The sequence below is a fragment of the Bacteroides sp. 1_1_30 genome, assembly GCF_020982715.1.
In the GTDB taxonomy this organism is placed as follows: Bacteria; Bacteroidota; Bacteroidia; order Bacteroidales; family Bacteroidaceae; genus Bacteroides; species Bacteroides xylanisolvens.
The window spans coordinates 1-17,094 of record NZ_JAJKHN010000020.1; the positions used below are offsets into that span (position 1 = coordinate 1).

The window sequence follows — 17,094 nt, forward strand, 5'->3', positions numbered from 1 at the left end:
AGATGTGTATAAGAGACAGCTATTTTGCTTTATTTCTAACCCTTTTTGAATGATAATTATCCCCTCCTTTTTAGGTGAATCGCCTACCTTTGCCGTATACTATTAAAATTCTATTTTTGAATAAACCATGAAAAACAAAATCATTGCTTTACTGGTACTTTTTACAGTTATTCTCTTTAGTAGTGCACAGGCGCAAACCACTGCCCACAAATTTGAGGCGGGCAAGAACACATTCCTGCTTGATGGAAAACCATTTGTAGTGAAGGCGGCTGAATTGCATTACACCCGTATCCCACAGGCTTACTGGAGTCATCGCATAGAGATGTGCAAAGCATTGGGAATGAATACGATTTGCATTTATATTTTCTGGAATATCCACGAACAGGAAGAAGGAAAGTTCGACTTCTCCGGTCAGAATGATATTGCCGCTTTCTGTAAACTTGCGCAGCAACATGGAATGTATGTTATTGTCCGTCCCGGTCCGTATGTGTGTGCGGAATGGGAGATGGGAGGACTTCCCTGTGGCTGTTAAAGAAAAAAGACGTAGCCTTGCGCACGCTTGATCCTTATTATATGGAACGGGTAGGTATTTTTATGAAAGAAGTCGGCAAACAACTGGCTCCGTTGCAAGTGGATAAAGGAGGAAACATTATCATGGTTCAGGTGGAGAACGAGTATGGCTCTTACGGAACCGATAAACCATACGTTTCTGCCGTGCGTGATTTGGTTCGTGAATCCGGTTTCACCGATGTACCTCTGTTTCAATGTGACTGGATCAGTAACTTTACCAATAATGCACTCGACGATTTGATTTGGACTGTGAATTTCGGAACTGGGGCTAATATCGACCAGCAGTTTAAGAAACTGAAAGAGCTTCGTCCCGAAACTCCATTGATGTGTAGTGAGTTCTGGAGCGGGTGGTTCGACCATTGGGGACGGAAACACGAAACACGTCCTGCAAAAGATATGGTACAGGGCATCAAGGATATGCTCGACCGGAATATCTCTTTCAGTCTCTATATGACTCACGGAGGAACGACTTTCGGTCATTGGGGAGGTGCAAACAACCCTGCTTATTCCGCTATGTGCAGTTCGTACGATTATGACGCTCCGATCAGTGAAGCCGGATGGACCACCGAAAAGTTTTTCTTGCTTCGCGATTTATTGAAAAACTATCTTCCGGCCGGTGAATCATTGCCTGAAGTCCCCGCTGCTTTGCCTGTTATTGAGATTCCCGAAATTCATTTCAATAAAGTGGCTCCACTATTCTCGAATTTGCCGGAAGCCAAACAAACAGTGGATATTCACCCGATGGAACAATTCAATCAGGGATGGGGAACTATTCTGTATCGGACCACATTGCCTGAAGCAACCCCCGCAGGAACCGTTTTGAAGATTACGGAAGTGCACGACTGGGCGCAAATCTATGCCGACGGCAAACTTCTGGCGCGTTTGAACCGTCGTAAAGGAGAATTTACTACGACTTTGCCCGCACTGAAAAAAGGTACGCAACTGGATATTCTAGTGGAAGCAATGGGACGTGTCAACTTTGACAAATCCATCCACGACCGCAAAGGTATCACGGAAAAGGTGGAACTTGTTTCGGGCAATCAGGCTAAGGAATTGAAAAACTGGACTGTGTACAACTTCCCGGTAGATTATTCTTTTATTAAAGACAAGAAATATAACGATACAAAAATACTACCGGCTATGCCTGCTTACTACAAGAGCACCTTTAAACTGGATAAAGTAGGAGATACATTTCTGGATATGAGCACATGGGGTAAAGGTATGGTTTGGGTGAATGGTCATGCAATGGGGCGTTTCTGGGAAATCGGTCCGCAACAGACCCTCTTTATGCCGGGTTGCTGGCTCAAAGAAGGAGAGAATGAAATTCTCGTATTGGATTTGAAAGGTCCTGCCAAAGCCTCTATCAAAGGCTTGAAGAAACCTATTCTTGATGTGCTTCGTGAAAAAGCTCCCGAAACACACCGCAAGGATGGAGAAAAACTGAAACTGACAGGTGAGAAAGTAACACACGAAGGAGCTTTCACTCCGGGTAACGGCTGGCAGGAAGTGCGATTTGCCACTCCGGTGAAAGGACGTTATTTCTGTCTGGAAGCACTTTCTCCACAAGCAAATGATAACATCGCAGCTATAGCAGAGTTTGATGTCCTGGGAGCTGATAGTAAACCGGTATCCCGCGAACATTGGAAGATTCGTTATGCCGATAGTGAAGAAACACGTAGTGGCAACCGTACAGCTGACAAAATATTCGACTTGCAGGAATCCACTTTCTGGATGACAGTGGACAATGTTCCTTATCCTCATCAATTGGTAATTGACTTGAGCAAAGTGGAAAATGTGACCGGTTTCCGCTATCTGCCCCGCGCCGAAAAAGGGTATCCGGGTATGATTAAGGAATATCGTGTATATGTGAAACCTGCTGATTTCAACTACTAAACAGTGAATGGACAAGAATAAAACAATGGATGAAAAAGCATTGAAATGATGATGAATATGAAGAAAAATATAATTCTTTTCGCATTCCTATTTGTGGGAGTGTTGACTGGGTATTGCCAGCAATCTGCTTACCTGTTTGTTTACTTCACCGGCAATCGCATGAGTGAAGAAGCCGTCCGGATGGCTGTTAGCCTCGATGGATATAATTATAAAGCCTTGAATGGAAATCAGCCGGTACTTGATTCCCGTGTGATTAGTTCAACAGGTGGAGTGCGTGATCCCCATATCTTGCGTTGTGAAGATGGGAAGACATTTTATATGGTGGTGACAGATATGGTATCCGGCAATGGATGGAGTTCTAACCGTGCCATGATATTATTGAAATCAAAAGACCTTGTACACTGGACTTCCAATATCGTGAATATCCAGAAAAAATATCCCAATCAGGAGGATCTGAAACGTGTGTGGGCTCCACAAACTATTTATGATAGGGAAGCAGGAAAGTACATGGTTTACTGGTCCATGCAACATGGCAATGGTCCCGATATCATTTATTATGCTTATGCCGACAAAGATTTTACCGATATAGAAGGAGAACCGAAGCCACTGTTTCTTCCGGAAAACAAAAAATCATGTATTGACGGCGACATTATTTACAAAGATGGACTCTATCATTTGTTCTACAAAACGGAAGGGAATGGAAATGGAATTAAAAAGGCCACTACCTCCTCTCTAACCTCCGGCCAATGGACAGAATCGGATGACTATAAACAGCAGACGAAGGATCCGGTAGAAGGTTCGGGTATTTTCCCGCTGGTTGGTTCCGATAAGTATATTTTGATGTATGATGTATATACGAAAGGTAAATACCAGTTTACCGAAAGTTCCGATCTGGAACATTTCAAAGTGATTGACCATGCTATCAGTATGGATTTCCATCCGCGCCATGGCACTGTCATACCGATTACCCCAAAAGAGTTGAAACGCCTCTTCAAGGCCTATGGCAAACCCGAAGGTTTCTGAACTAAAATATCTCGTGGGACAGGAGAAAAACACCTGTCCCTGATTTGTTAAACCAATTGTTTTTCAGGCGGGTAATCTTCGCTTCCCAGTGAGTATTCCCATCCTTTTGTTTTCTTTTGAGTTATTCTGATAAGATGGATTCAACTAGTTGTAATCCAGGAAAACAGTATACGATATGGGGAAAAGTGTATATTTTACCCTTGTTTACTTGTTTCTTATATATTTTTAAGTGTATAATTACCAATTATTATATGAAACACGCTTGTTAGAATGATGAAAATCTTAACTTTGCGATTGATAATCTTAATGCAATATATACCATGAGAAAATTATTCCTCTTTTTAGTTGTCTTGTTTTTGTCGTTCCAGCAGCTCACTTTAGCTGCAATCAAAGAAATGACGAGTACACCCGATTCGGTTTATCTGTTTTCTTTTGCAACTTCCGGAGACGACGGACGCAGCGGACTCCGTTTTGCCTGGAGTACAGATAAAGAAAATTGGTTTGAAATTGGCCGGAACTACGGATATCTCCGGTGCGATTATAGCCGCTGGGGATCACAGAAGAAAATGCTCGATCCTTATTTGAAACAATCGTCCGATGGCGAATGGATTTGTACCTGGAAACTGAATGACCATGATGGATACGGCCAAGCTACTTCCAAGGATTTAATCAACTGGACCAGTCAGAAATATCCCCGTACTACGCCGGATTTTGACGGAGTGAGAGTGAAAGCTATTGTTGCCGGAGAAGAGCAGAAAGGAAATATCAACCGGGTAGTTTGGACCTTGGTGGATGGATTGGATAAAAATTATGGCTGGAATCAATATCGGAACTCATTACATGGAGAACGTCCGATACAGGATGGAGAACGTTTTGCCGGTTTGAAGCCTGTAAAAGCAACGGTCACTGTACAACCGGAAGGCGCAAAAGCCATTAGTGATGTATTGCTGGGCGCTTTTTTTGAAGACATCAATTATTCGGCAGACGGAGGACTCTATGCAGAACTTATCCAAAACCGCGACTTCGAGTACGACCCTTCGGACAGGGAAGGAGATAAGAACTGGAACAGCACTCATTCCTGGGCACTGAAAGGAGAGAAAACGACTTTCACTATTGATACTACCGACCCTATTCATATCAATAACCCACATTATGCCGTGCTGAATGTAGAACAACCGGGAGCTGCATTAGAAAATACAGGTTTTGATGGAATCGCACTGAACACCGGAGAGAAATATGATTTTTCCATCTTCGCCCGGGTTCTGCAGGGTAAATCAAATAAATTGCAGGTTCGTCTGGTAGATGGAAAAGGAAATGTGTGTGGAGAGACTTCTCTAACAGTGTCTTCCCGTCAATGGAAAACATATAAAGCGGTGATAATTGCTAAAGCTACTGCGGACACTCATCTCGAAATCATCCCTCAATCTGTTGGTGAATTGAATCTGGACATGATTTCCCTATTCCCGCAGAATACATTTAAAGGACGTAAGAACGGGCTTCGCAAAGATCTGGCTCAAGTGTTGGCTGATATTCATCCCCGTTTCATCCGTTTCCCCGGTGGCTGTGTGGCTCATGGTGATGGCTTGAAAAACATTTATCAATGGAAAAATACAGTAGGTCCGTTGGAAGCAAGAAAAGCACAGCGTAACCTTTGGGGATACCATCAAAGCATGGGATTGGGTTATTTTGAATATTTCCAGTTTTGCGAAGATATTGGTGCGGAACCGCTTCCAGTGCTGGCGGCCGGTGTTCCTTGCCAGAACTCTGCCTGTCACGGCGACTTGAGAGGAGGACAACAAGGTGGTATCCCGATGAGCGAAATGGGAGCTTATATTCAGGATATTCTTGATCTGATAGAATGGGCAAACGGTGACGCTAAGAAGACCAAATGGGGAAAGGTACGTGCCGAAGCCGGGCATCCGAAACCTTTCAATCTGAAATACATCGGTATCGGAAATGAAGATCTTATCACTGATATCTTCGAAGAACGCTTCACAATGATCTTCAATGCCATCAAAGAAAAATATCCTGAAATGATTGTTGTCGGTACAGTGGGACCGTTCAATGAGGGTACAGACTACGTGGAAGGATGGAAGCTGGCGGACAAACTGGGTATTCCGATGGTCGACGAACATTATTACCAGACTCCGGGATGGTTCCTGAACAACCAGGATTTCTACGACAAATACGATCGTTCGAAAAAGACAAAAGTATACTTGGGCGAATATGCAACTCACATACCGGGACGAAAGGCGAATATCGAAACAGCACTGACAGAAGCTCTTTATCTTGCTGCCTTGGAACGTAATGGAGATGTTGTACACATGACTTCCTATGCCCCTCTTCTCGCAAAAGAAGGACATACCCAGTGGAATCCGGATTTGATTTACTTCAATAACCGGGAAGTGAAACCTACCACCGGCTACTATGTTCAGAAACTCTACGGACAGAATGCCGGAAACGAATATCTGCCGTCAAAGATCACTCTTGATAATAGAGATGATCAAGTGCGGAAACGCATTGCCGCTTCTATTGTCCGTGACTCGGCAAGTGGCGACGTGATTGTGAAGCTGGTCAATTTACTTCCCGTAGAGGTGAATACGAATGTCGACCTTTCCGGAATCGGTGCTATACAGTCTTCTGCAAAAAGAACCGTACTGACCGGCAAACCGGCCGATACCCCGCTACCTGTTGAAGACACAATGGAAGTAGCAGAAAAGTTTGACTATCAATTACCTGCCTATTCTTTTACGGTGATCCGCATAAAGAAGGCAAATGAGAAATAACAGAAAAAAGTGAAGATAATAACGACATAAATAATATGAAGAAGATAATAAGTACCCTGCTGGCTAGTTGCTGTCTGACTTCTCTGATAGCACAGGAAGTGGTAGTGAAAGGGCCGGATGAAAAACTGCAATTGGTTGTATCTGCTTCTCCAGCCGAAAAGCCAAGTTATTCGATTACCTACAATGGAAAGACAATGTTGGAGAAATCTCCTTTGGGTATGAATACGAATATCGGTGAATTTGCAAAAGGAATGAAACTGACAGGACACGCTGTTACTCCGATTGACACTGTCTATCATCAGGATCGTATTAAAACCTCCAAAGTGCATTATCAGGCAAACGAACTGATTTGTAATTTTGAGAATCCGAAAGGGCAGAAAATAGATGTAGTCTTTCGTGTCAGCAATCACGATGTAGCTTTTCGCTATACTCTTCCGCGTCAGGATGGAAAAGGAAGTGTAACGGTAACTGCCGAAGAAACCGGCTTTCGCTTTCCGCAACAAACAACTACTTTCTTATGTCCGCAAAGCGATGCCATGATAGGTTGGAAGCGTACCAAACCCAGTTATGAGGAAGAGTATAAGGCAGATGCTCCCATGAGTGACCGTTCGCAGTACGGGCATGGCTACACGTTCCCTTGTCTGTTCCGTATCGGTGACGATGGTTGGGTATTAGTCAGCGAAACAGGTGTAGACAGTCGTTATTGCGGTTCTCGTTTGAGCGATGTAAGCGAAGGTAATCTGTATACGGTTGCTTTCCCGATGGCAGCAGAAAATAACGGTAACGGAACTTCTGCTCCGGCGTTTGCCCTTCCCGGGGCTACTCCCTGGCGTACCATAACTGTTGGCGAAACCTTGAAACCGATTGTGGAAACAACCGTTATCTGGGATGTCGTACGTCCTCTTTATGAAACGACGCATGACTACCGTTTCGGACGCGGCACATGGAGCTGGATTCTCTGGCAGGATGGTAGTATTAACTATGACGATCAGGTGCGCTATATTGATTTTGCAGCTGCAATGGGGTATGAGTATGCCTTGATCGATAACTGGTGGGATACGAACATCGGCCGTGACCGCATGAAATCTTTGATAGAATACGCACGAAGTAAAGGAGTTGAACTCTTCTTATGGTATAGCTCTTCCGGCTATTGGAATGATATTGAGCAGGGGCCGGTGAATCACATGGACAATGCTATTATCCGCAAACGTGAAATGAAATGGTTGCAAAGTCTTGGAGTGAAAGGAATCAAAGTTGATTTCTTTGGTGGCGACAAGCAGGAAACGATGCGCCTGTATGAAGATATTTTGAGTGATGCTGACGACCACGGTCTGATGGTAATCTTCCACGGTTGTACCATCCCTCGCGGATGGGAACGTATGTACCCGAACTATGTAGGCAGCGAGGCTGTACTGGCCTCCGAAAATATGGTTTTCGGCCAGCACTTCTGTGATGAAGAGGCTTTCAATGCCTGTCTGCATCCGTTTATCCGCAACGCGGTGGGTTGCATGGAATTCGGTGGTTGTTTCCTGAACAAACGGCTGAATCGCAACAATGACGGAGGAACTACCCGCCGTACTACTGATATATTTCAATTAGCCACTACCGTATTATTCCAGAATCCGGTACAGAATTTTGCGCTTGCTCCCAACAACCTGAAAGATGTTTCCCCTGTTTGTGTGGACTATATGAAAACGGTTCCTACCACGTGGGATGAAACACGTTTCATTGACGGATATCCGGGAAAATATGTAGTCTTGGCACGTCGCCACGGTGACACCTGGTATCTGGCTGCTGTGAATGCCGGGAAAGAAATCGTAAAGTTGAAACTGGATTTAGATATGTTTGCCGGAAAAACCGTTTCTCTGTATAAGGATGATAAAAAAGGAGAACCTCAACTTGTGACGTTGAAAGTAAAAGAAAGCGGAAAAGTGCAACTGGAAATCCTTCCACAGGGAGGTGTTGTATTGGTGAACAACTAGATGATATTTCTTTTGGATGTGAGTTCGGGATAAATACCCTTATCCCGAACTCACATTTTTATTTGTTATTTACTTGTGGCTTGGTGGCAACAGTATTTATTGTGCAATAAATAACTGCTGTGTATGAGGAAAATAAACGATTTTTTTGTTGCTCTTTTAGCGTAAAGATGTTATCTTCGTTTATTGTTCAACCTTAAAACGGAAAACCATGCATACAAAACTAGTAAGTCTTTTCATAGCGTTGTTTCTGTGTTTGCCATTGTTTGCACAGAAAGAGTCAGTCCCCAGAATAGATAGTGAGGGAGTTTATTTAATTCCCGATGAGATGCCGAAGTTTCCGGGAGGCATGCAAGCCATGATGAAATACTTGGCAACTAACGTAAAATACCCTGTCGAAGCCCAGAAGAAAGGAGTTTCCGGTCGGGTGATTATCCAGTTCGTAGTGATGGAAGATGGAACACCGGGACAGGGAAAGGTAGTGAGAGGAGTTGATCCCCTGTTGGATGAAGAGGCTTTGCGCGTGGTGAAAACAATGCCTAAATGGTCACCCGGAATGGCGGATGGCAAGGCTGTCAAAGTGCGTTTCACTATTCCTGTAATGTTCAGCCTGTCGAAAAAGCAAAATGGCAATACTCCGAATATGAATATTCCTGAACTTACTGTCCCTAGCGGTCAGGAAGTCACTAATAAGAGTCTGGAGGGAGTATGGCAAAGCTGTCTTGTGCAGCCCGGTGCACATGATTTTCGGATTGCATTATTACCGGTCTTAAAAGTAATTTCTGCCGATAAAACATTTATAAACATCATGACACGTGGCAGGGATGCGAAATCGAATGCCATTATATTTTCCCAGGGAGAGTATCGTTTGCCTTCAGACAGCGTGTATGTCGAGATATTGGGAAAATCGTCCGATCCTGTTTTCGTTCCGGGAACAGAGAATGAAATTAGTGTTGAACGTCTCCACGACAATCTGATTAAGTTATCGTTCTCAATGCCCGATAAAGAAAAACGATGGGTGGAGTATTGGTTCCGTGTTCCGTCGCCTGATGTGAAGATAATGGCTGATTGATAATTTCTCTCTGTATAGATTTGCCATTGTTGAAGGAAGAGTACATTCGTTTTAGAAGACTTATTTGAAACGATAGTTCCCGGAAAGTTCCGTTTTGAATCGTTGCGGGATCTTATGGAAATTCAAGAAAATACCCTTCACCTTTCACAATGCCCTATTCATCGGCATTAGCGGGTGAAGGGTAGGCTTTCACTTTCCTTTCACCTTTCTATCCGGGCTTTTACAGCTTGTCTAGTCTGCTAAATCTTTTATCTATAGTTGGCAGGAGAAGTATTAATAGATGGCTTCCGGACTATTATAGGAAAACTTTTTTTCTATAAGGGATAAACTTCCTTTGTATAGGACCTAAACTTTCTTTGCATTATAAGAAAACTATAAATGTAAGCTTTGATTATATAAATGAAACTTGCATTTATATAATCAAAGCTTTTGTTTTTATAAACGCAACTTGCAATTATAGATTGCATTTAATGAAAAACAAGTTTACATACTGGTAATAGGAAGTTTACCTATAATCAAAAGAAAGTTTGTTATTAATGAAAGAGAGGGTAGTTAGTAATGGATAAGGAAGCAGGTCAGGTATGTCTTCAGAAGCATAGATAGAGAAGTGCCATGTAGGATTAGGAAACCGATGGGTGAAAGACGGGTGAAAGTACAGCCTTCACCCACTAATGCCGATGAACAGGGCATTGTGAAAGGTGAAGGCTGTTCTTGTAAAATTGAGAAATAGGTGTTTGAGGAGATTTCTAGAAATAGCGAATACTCTGGGGAGTAATGATTCAAATAACGGGGAATAATGAATCAAAATCCCTCTGCTTCATTATTCCCCGTTTATTGGAACATATCTATGAATGTATTAATTTAGAATTTGCTTTTCTTTGTTGCAAAGAGATGAGCGGCCGTCATCCTTTTCAGAAGTAAAGAAATTGTTGATTTTAAACTTGATTTCATGAAAAACTATCATTTAAAGAACTTGTCTAAAAAAAGAATCTTTTCTATGATGATGATTTCAGCTCTTTGTACAGCTTATCCGTCATCATCTTTTGCAGATGTAAGTGAGGTACAGATAACTATGCAGACTGTTGCGCTGAAAGGGCAGGTCGTAACAGAAAGCGGAGAGCCGGTGATTGGGGCCAGTGTCATGCTGAAAGGTACATCCAACGGCACTATAACGGATCTGGACGGTAACTTTATCCTTAACGGAACGTCGAAAGGTACACTTGTTATCTCTTTCATCGGTTATATCACGCAAGAAATCCCGATGAACGGAAAAACATCATTGAAAGTCGTACTTAAAGAAGATACGAAAACGTTGGATGAAGTCGTGGTTATCGGCTATGGCACTCAACGTAAAGAAGAATTGACCAGCTCGGTTATGAGTGTGAAAGCGGAAAACTTCGTTCAGGTAACCACTCCCGATGCTGCCGGACTGATAAAAGGTAAAGTAGCCGGTTTATCCGTTATTAATCCCGATGCGAATCCTCTTTCCACTTCCGAAATCGTTCTGCGCGGTTCTACTACCCTGAAGTCGGGAACGAGCCCGTTGATATTGATTGACGGAGTTCCGGGAGAATTGAATTCAGTATCTCCTAATGACATTGAGCAGATAGACGTCTTGAAAGACGGGTCGGCAGCGGCTATTTACGGTACACGAGGTACGAACGGTGTTATTCTGATTACCACTAAAACCAGTAAGGGAGAGATGAAGCCCACGATAGAAGTGAATTCTTATGTCTCCTTTCAGAAGATTGCAAAGAAACTTCCGATGATGTCGGCAGACCAGTACTTGGAGAAGGTGAAGGAAGGATATACCGGAGCCGCTGATTATGGCAGTAAGACGGACTGGCTGGACGAAATAATGCAGACTCCTTTTAATCAGACTTATAGTATCAATTTGCGTGGTGGCTCGAAGAACACTAATTACATAGCCAGTTTTGACTATGCCTCTAACGAAGGACTTGTCAAACGCTCTAAAGTGGAGACTATATTTCCGCGTCTGAACGTAACGCACCGGATGTTTGATAACAGGTTGAAGATAGACGCGGGGTTGAGCGGGTACCAGCAAAGTTACGGTATTCCTTATAATACCAATGTATATCAGAGTGCCTTGATTTACAATCCGACAGAACCGATAAAAGATGAAAACGGTAAATGGACGGAAGTTGCACGTGATTTATACTATAATCCGCTTGCGTTGCTGAATGAGACACAAGGGAAAAACGATGCGACCAATCTACGGATGCACGCCACTGTTACGGTTACTCCGATTGAGGGGCTGGATATCAAATGGTTGCTTTCCAGAGAAGTCTATAACAAATTCTCCGGCTATTATGAAACAAAGAATCACCGCTCTACCACTATTCAGAATAAAAATGGTTACGCGTCCCGTGAAACACATAAGAATCAGGCGGATATGACAGAATTCACGATCCAATATAACAAAGCTTTCAAGGGGGGACACAGCCTGAACGCATTAGCCGGTTATAGCTGGAACAAGAATAACAACCAGGAAGCTTTCATGGATAATTATAATTTCCCGACAGATGACTACTCCTATAATAATATGGCAGCCGGTACAGCTTTGAAAGATGGAAAGGCTACAGAGAAAACTTATCAGGAAGAATACAAACTCGTAGGATACTTCGGAAGAATCAATTATAATTATCAGGGTAAATATTATTTGTCAGCAAGCATCCGTCATGAAGGTTCTTCCAAGTTTGGGGCAGATCACAAATGGGGAACATTCCCTGCCGTATCTATTGGTTGGAATTTGAAAGAAGAATCATTCTTGAAGAATGTAAACTTCTTGAGTTTTTTAAAGTTAAGAGCCGGTTACGGAATAACCGGAACGATCCCCGGGAATCCTTATCTGTCTTTAAATACGCTTGACTTGGGCGGATATGGTTATTATGGAGGACAGTGGACTACTTTGCTCCGTGCATCCTCCAATCCGAATCCCGACCTGCGCTGGGAAAAGAAGAAAGAAACGAATATCGGCCTTGATTTTGCATTCTTCAATGACCGGATTTCAGGAAGTATCGACTGGTATAACCGGGATACGGACGATTTGATTTGGGATTATACAGTATCGGTTCCTCCTTATGTGAAAAATACGATAACTGCCAATGCCGGTTCTATCCGGAACAGAGGATTGGAAGTATCCTTGAATTTCATTCCCGTAAAAACGAAATCTTTCACTTGGGATACGGGAATCAACTTCTCTACAAACACCAATGAACTGGTGTCTTTGTCCAACGGCAAGTACTCTTCCAACGGTTATACTGACTTGGGAGATACATACGCCCCCATTCAGCAGAAGACTCATCGTGTGCAGGAAGGTATGGCTATCGGTAATTTCTGGGGCTATAAGAGCATAGACATTGACGAAAACGGTCACTGGATTATCGAAGGGGCCGACGGAAAACCGAAACCGATTGCGGAGCAACAGGCGGATGATAAGAAAGTGCTTGGCAACGGACTTCCTGACTGGTATTTAAACTGGAATAATACTTTTAGATATAAACAGTTTGATTTGTCAATCACTATGCGTGGAGCTTTTGGTTTCCAGATACTGAATATGCCTGAAATGAATTATGCGGCTCCCGTGTCATTAGGGTTGGGAAATGTGATGGAAAAAGCATTTGACAATGTTTATGGCAAACGTCCGTTGGCTGCCGATCAGGAATTACAGTATGTAAGTTATTATGTGCAGGATGGCGATTACTGGAAAATAGACAATCTGACTATCGGGTACACCCCGGTTATCAAAGAAAACAAATGGATTAAAGGGGTGCGTGTTTACGGAAGTATATCTAATCTGGCTACCATTACCAAATATTCCGGCATCGACCCGGAGGTGAACGTGACCGGACTGACTCCCGGTGTGGACAATATGTACCGATATCCTTCTGCCCGTACGTTTTCAATCGGCGTTAACCTGAATTTCTAACTCTAATAAAAAATGACTTATATGAAAAAGAAAAATATACATATCTTATGGATGGCACTGACCGTATGTGTTTCCGGTTGCAATGACTTGGACGAAGTGGTATATTCAGGTGTGACTGAACAGACTTATAGTTACTCGGTCAATGACTTTATTCCTAATATAGCAGGTGCATACGAACCGTTGCACGGCGATTTTGTAGGTGGCTATTGGCAAACCCAAGAGCTGACGGGTTGTTGTGTGGTGACTCCGCCGAATTCTACCGGTTGGGATGACGGTGGTATTTATAAACGCCTGCATTTTCATAACTGGAATTCCGAACTGGGACAGATTTCCAGTCTTTGGAACAACTACTTTAAAGGAGTGATTTTATGTAACGGGGCTATTGAACGTCTGGAAAAAGATATTATTCCCTCGCCTTCGCCCGAAAAGAAGCAGCAGGGAATATCAGAATTAAGAACTCTTCGCGCTTATTATTACTGGATTCTGATGGATAATTTCGGTGATATTCCTTTGGTTACTACCATGTCGCAGGAATTGCCGGGAAAGACTGCGCGTGCGCAAGTTTATGACTTTATTGTGAAAGAACTGGGCGAAGCTATTCCCGATTTGGCGGAGGAACAGGATGCAAGTACTTACGGAAAACTCAATAAGTGGGCGGGAAAAGCGATATTGGCAAATGTATATTTGAATGCGGAGGTATATACAGGCACTCCCCGTTGGGAGGAATGTATTACACAATGCAATGACATAATCACGGAGAATAAGTGTGACTTGTCTCCTGACTACAAAGATTCGTTCCGTGCAAGCGGAGTAGAAGGTTCGAAAGAAGTCATGTTTACTATTGTTTACGATTATAGCCGTGGGATAACCGGGAATTACCTGTTTATGAATTCCTGGCATAGTGAATTACAGAAGAAATATCTGCTCAATGCCGCCCCCAATATGGCTGGTGGCCCGAAGGGGATTACACAGTTTATCAATACCTATCAGGCAGGTGATACACGTTTGGAAGATTCGTGGCTGATGGGACAGCAGTTTGACGCGGAAGGGAATCCTTTGTATGGCGTTTACGATATGGCGGGCGAGCCTCTTGTTTTTACCAAAGAGCTTCCTGACGGAAACTTTACGAGTGAAATGGCTGGTTACCGCATGAATAAGTATGAAGTAGCTGCCGGGTCGGAGTGGAGTTGCGATACGGATATTCCTCTCATCCGTTATTCCGAAGTGCTGTTGATGAAAGCGGAGTGCTTACTACGTACCGGCAAACCCGGAGCCGGAGCACTCGTGACGCAGGTTCGTCAGAGAAACTTTAAGAGTACGCCCGACAAAGCTACGGTGACGGACGAACAACTGAAAGAAAACTCTGCCTACCAATGGGGGTATGTCGAAGATTATAATGTTGCGGAACCGGGAGACCAGACTCCGGTACAATTCGGACGTATGTTTGATGAACTTTGTTGGGAATTTGCTTGGGAAGGGCATACGCGCAGGGATATGATACGGTTCGGACTTTTCACAAAGAAAAGCTGGCTGTCACATAAGCCTATGGGAGACTACAGGAAGGTATTCCCGATACCGGAATCTACCTTGATTGCTAATCCGGAACTGACGCAGAATCCGGACTATGTGAAATGATCATTTATTTTTAGACATAAGAACAAAAGAACATAAAGGCTGCGCTTTGAAACTTATTTCTGTTGCTTATTGAACTGCTATTTTATTTTTTGTTCTTATGTTCTTTTGTCTGAATTATATAACTATTTTAGAATATCACTTATGAAATTAAAAAGCTTTCTAACAATCTTATTAGCTGTTTCGACGGCTACTCACTCTCTTGCTGCCCGCAACCATGATAAAGTAGCGGCACTGGAAAACCCGGTTCCTGTTTCTTTGGTTAAAAATGTAACCGGCTTCTATGGAGAACGTATGAAACTGAATCGTGACGTTTACCTGAAGAATTTCCCTATAGACAAATATGTTGATTTTATCGTGGAACGCCAACATACAACATGGGACTGGACGAAAGCCGAGCAACATGGGAAATGGCTCGAATCCGCTTATTTGTCTGCCATTCAGAGCGGTGACAGTGAATTGATGTCGAAAGCCCGTACCGTACTCAAACGCATTGTTGAATCACAGGAAGAGAATGGTTATCTGGGTGCTACTGCCAGAAGTTATCGTTCGGACAAGAGACCAGTCAGGGGTATGGACGCTTATGAACTCTACTTTGTTTTCCATGCTTTTATTACGGTGTATGAGCAAACTGGAGATAAGGATGCTTTAGCAGCTGTTGAAAAACTGGCGGATTATTATCTGAAATACTTCGGACCCGGCAAATTGGAATTCTGGCCGTCTGACTTGAGAGATCCGGAGAACAAACATAAACAAGTGGATGCCTTGTCGGATTTTGCAGGACACGGAGTACACTATTCATGGGAAGGGACATTGCTCTGCGACCCTGTCGCACGGCTGTATGAACTTACAGGAAAGAAAAAATACCTGGAGTGGAGTGAATGGGTAGTCAGCAACATTGATAAATGGAGCGGTTGGGATGCTTTCTCACGGTTGGATTCTGTGGCCGATGGTACATTGGGAGTAGACAAACTCCAACCATACGTACATTCGCATACCTTCCAGATGAATTTTATGGGTTTTCTTCGTCTATATCGTATCACAGGAGACAAGTCGCTGTTCCGCAAAGTTGCCGGAGCATGGGATGACATTCACAAGCGTCAGATGTATATCACCGGTGGTGTCAGTGTAGCCGAGCATTATGAACACGATTATGTGAAACCAATTTCGGGTCATGTGGTTGAAACGTGTGCTACTATGTCATGGATGCAACTGACACAAATGCTGCTGGAACTGACCGGAGAGTCCAAGTATGCAGACGCAATGGAACGTTTGATGATTAATCACGTTTTTGCCGCGCAAGATTGTGAAACCGGTTCATGCCGTTATCATACCGCACCGAACGGTTCAAAACCTCATGGCTATTTTCATGGTCCCGACTGTTGCACGGCAAGCGGACATCGCATCATTTCCATGTTGCCCACTTTCATGTATGCGGAAAAAGGAAAAGAATTTTATGTGAACCAGTATGTTCCTTCCCAATATGCGGGAAAGGCTTTCTCATTTGAAATCTCCGGCAACTATCCGGAAGTGGAAAATATGGAATTGACCGTCACGTCGGAAAGGGTTGCAGACAGAGTGCTGAATTTGCGTATTCCCAGTTGGTGCGAGAAACCGCAAGTTTCTGTGAATGGAGAGAAAATGGCAGGCGTACAGCCCGGTACTTATCTGAAAATATCCCGGAAATGGGTGAAGGGAGACAAAGTCAGCATCGTTTTTCCTATGGTGGAAAAGTGGGTGATGCGCGAACATCATAGTAAATATACCACTTACACGCTGCCTAGAGGAGAGATTATGTATAGGGAAGAACCGACCGATAAAATACCATACGCTTTCTTACGTGGTCCTGTGGTTTATTGCCTGGATATGGTGTGGAATAAACAGCTTTGTAATGATGATGTAAATATGGAAAGGGATATTCAGGTGGATGTAGATGCAAAGCCTACGATTATGGACAAACCTTACCCCAAGATACTGGGACCTGCCTATCGGACAAAAGCCCTCTATAAGGGGAGTGATGTGGAAGTGGTTCTCACCCCGTTTGTAAATATTGGACAGTGGTTCCGTCCGGACGAACAGAAACCACAGAGAAATGCAGATATGTTTACTTATGGTATTTGGCAGTATAAGAAATAGGTAACTTTCAATAGGTATTAGTCATTAATAGAGAAAAGCTTCAACCTTGCACCT

The 17,094-nt window shown here is 43.3% G+C and carries 7 protein-coding genes and 1 pseudogene; all 8 read left to right on the forward strand.

The annotated features are described in order from the left end of the window. Positions 1-127: 127 nt before the first annotated feature. The 8 genes and pseudogenes from LPH68_RS07485 to LPH68_RS07520 all read left to right on the forward strand — a co-directional run bounded on the left by LPH68_RS07485 (position 128) and on the right by LPH68_RS07520 (position 17,040). Positions 128-2,463 (forward strand): annotated as a pseudogene (locus LPH68_RS07485) (beta-galactosidase). Positions 2,464-2,508: 45 nt separating this feature from the next. Next, positions 2,509-3,486, forward strand: a complete 978-nt coding sequence (locus LPH68_RS07490; RefSeq protein ID WP_008649558.1) for a glycoside hydrolase family 43 protein — start codon at positions 2,509-2,511, stop codon at positions 3,484-3,486. Positions 3,487-3,806: 320 nt separating this feature from the next. After that, on the forward strand, positions 3,807-6,272 hold the full coding sequence (locus LPH68_RS07495; protein WP_230296895.1) for an alpha-L-arabinofuranosidase C-terminal domain-containing protein: 2,466 nt from the start codon (positions 3,807-3,809) through the stop codon (positions 6,270-6,272). A gap of 35 nt (positions 6,273-6,307) precedes the next feature. Further along, positions 6,308-8,254, forward strand: a complete 1,947-nt coding sequence (locus LPH68_RS07500) for a glycoside hydrolase family 97 protein (RefSeq protein ID WP_055167519.1) — start codon at positions 6,308-6,310, stop codon at positions 8,252-8,254. 208 nt (positions 8,255-8,462) lie between these two features. Next, positions 8,463-9,323: a TonB family protein gene (locus LPH68_RS07505; protein WP_004299723.1), complete on the forward strand. Its 861-nt coding sequence runs from the start codon at positions 8,463-8,465 to the stop codon at positions 9,321-9,323. 949 nt (positions 9,324-10,272) lie between these two features. After that, positions 10,273-13,272, forward strand: a complete 3,000-nt coding sequence (locus tag LPH68_RS07510; RefSeq protein WP_151923111.1) for a TonB-dependent receptor — start codon at positions 10,273-10,275, stop codon at positions 13,270-13,272. Positions 13,273-13,293: 21 nt separating this feature from the next. After that, a complete protein-coding gene (locus LPH68_RS07515) occupies positions 13,294-14,907 on the forward strand; it encodes a RagB/SusD family nutrient uptake outer membrane protein (protein ID WP_008776459.1) in 1,614 nt (537 codons plus the stop codon). A 141-nt stretch (positions 14,908-15,048) separates the two neighbouring features. Further along, positions 15,049-17,040: a beta-L-arabinofuranosidase domain-containing protein gene (locus LPH68_RS07520; RefSeq protein WP_192923074.1), complete on the forward strand. Its 1,992-nt coding sequence runs from the start codon at positions 15,049-15,051 to the stop codon at positions 17,038-17,040. The last annotated feature ends 54 nt before the right edge of the window (positions 17,041-17,094 follow it).